1 protein-coding gene is annotated in these 1968 nt (G+C 70.1%); it reads right to left on the reverse strand.

Features of this window, described 5'->3' with window-relative positions; genetic code table 11:
• Positions 1 to 155: 155 nt before the first annotated feature.
• Positions 156 to 1799 carry a sensor histidine kinase gene (locus GGD89_RS19500; protein WP_221238579.1) on the reverse strand — a complete coding sequence of 548 codons (1644 nt, stop codon included), beginning with the start codon at positions 1797 to 1799 and terminating at the stop codon, positions 156 to 158.
• Between the last annotated feature and the right edge of the window lie 169 nt (positions 1800 to 1968).

Below are 1968 nucleotides of genomic sequence, written 5' to 3' on the forward strand. Positions count from 1 at the left end.
CACCGCAACCACCCTGAGCCCGCCCCTCCTCACCTGTCCCTTCAATCACCAGACCCGGTTGCGACACACTCCAACCCCATCCTGAGAACTGCTGGTGTTGGGTGCCCCCGTGTGGCGCGGCGGCGTGATCCAGTCCACTCTCTTGTCCCATGCGCTCATCCCATCCGCACCAGAGGGGCGGACGGCGTCTCGGTCGCCGGCGGCGGCTCGGATGCCCGTGCGTGCTCCTCGCTGGGTGCCGGCGGGAAGGCGAGCGTGAAGGTGGCGCCGTGACCCGGGCGGCTGGACAGGGCGACGGTGCCCCCGGTCTGCTCCATCAGCGCCTTGACGAGCGCCAGGCCGAGGCCGGTGCCCACGGTGGTGCGGGTGTGCAGGTTGGCCACCCGGCCATACGGCGAGAAGATCAGGTCCTGCAGGTCGCGGGCGATGCCGACGCCGCTGTCGGCGACGGCCACGCTCACGCCGCCGTCCGCGCGCGTCGCGCCGCTGACCCGGATGGTGCCGCCGGGCGGCGTGAACTTGATGGCGTTGGAGACCAGATTGTCCAGGCACTGCCGCAGCGCTTGCGGGTCGGCGTACACCGGGGGCAGGTCGTGCGGGCAGTCCTGGATCAGGGTCAGGGTGCTTTGCGCCAGTCGCTCGCGGTAGAGGCGTTCGCACCCGCCGACCACGCTTGCCAGATCCAGGGCTTCCGGGTGGGTCCCGCCCTCGCCGGCCTCAATCCGCGCCAGGTTCAGCATGTCGTCGATCAGGTCGCGCAGGTGGGCGCCGCTGTCGTGGATGTCGCGCGCGTACCCTTGATACTGGGCGTTGCCCAGGGGGCCGAACACCTCGTCCCGCAGGACCTCGGAAAAGCCGAGCACGGCGTTCAGGGGCGTGCGCAACTCATGACTCATGGACGCCAGGAACTGCGACTTGGCGAGGTTGGCCGCGTCCGCGTCCAGGCGCGCCCGTTCCGCCTGGTCGCGGGCGGCGGCCAGGGCGTCGCCCCGCGTCAGCAGGTCGTGGCGCCGGGTGTCGACCTCGGCCATCAACTCGTTGAAGGTGGTCGCCAACATGGTCAGTTCCCGGGCCCGATAGGGGCGCGGGCGCAGGCTCAGGCGTCGGCTCAGGCCCTGGGATTGGCGGATCGCGGTCATGGTGGCGGCCAGATCATGGATCGGCTTGACGACGTGGCGGCGCAGCAGCAGGAAAATGACCAGGAAGACCACCGTGAGGACGGCCAGGAAGCCGAGGAACGCGGTCCGGACGACATCGTTGAAGGGTGCCACCAGGTGGGCCGTCTCGAAGCGGATGTCGATGACGCCGTTCACGGTCTCGCCCACCACGCCCTCGTGACAGCCCGTGCATTCGGCCCGCAGGGGCAGGGGATAGAGGAACCGGAAAGTCTCGTCGTCGGGCAGCAGCTGTTCCCGTCCGGTGCGGAAGGCGGCGCGCACCGCCGGGTCGGTCTCGCGCAAGGCGCGCGTCTCGGGCCGTTCGCCGTAGGCCGCCGCCACGCCGGGACTGCGGATGAAGCGAATGGTGGTGCCGTTGTCGGCTTCGGTGATCCGCTGGCCGATGTCCAGGATATCCTCGCGCGCCGAGCCCCGCAGCATGGCCGCGTAGATATGGTCGAACAGGTGGCGCGACGAGCGCACCGCCTGCTCCTGGGCGATGCGCTGTACGGACGCCTGCTCCTGCCAGCGGACCAGCAGGCCGACCGCCAGCAGGGACCCCATCAGGGCGATCGCGAAGATCGACGCCACCCATCGCGTGATGGACCAGTTGCCGGGCATGGCGAAAGGGGCACCTTCCATGGACAGGGACCGAGGAGGACCCTCATCGGCCGTCGCCCGGTCCGTTCCCGGACCCGGCATGCCCGGGCAAGGCCCCTAGCAGTCTGTCGGGTTTGGCCGCGCGGCCTTGAGTTTAGGTGGTGGCGCGGGTGTCATGCGGCCCTGAGGCGGGCCATCCGCTTGCAGTTGT

It is taken from the genome of Roseospira visakhapatnamensis (assembly GCF_014197915.1).
Taxonomy (GTDB): domain Bacteria; phylum Pseudomonadota; class Alphaproteobacteria; order Rhodospirillales; family Rhodospirillaceae; genus Rhodospira; species Rhodospira visakhapatnamensis.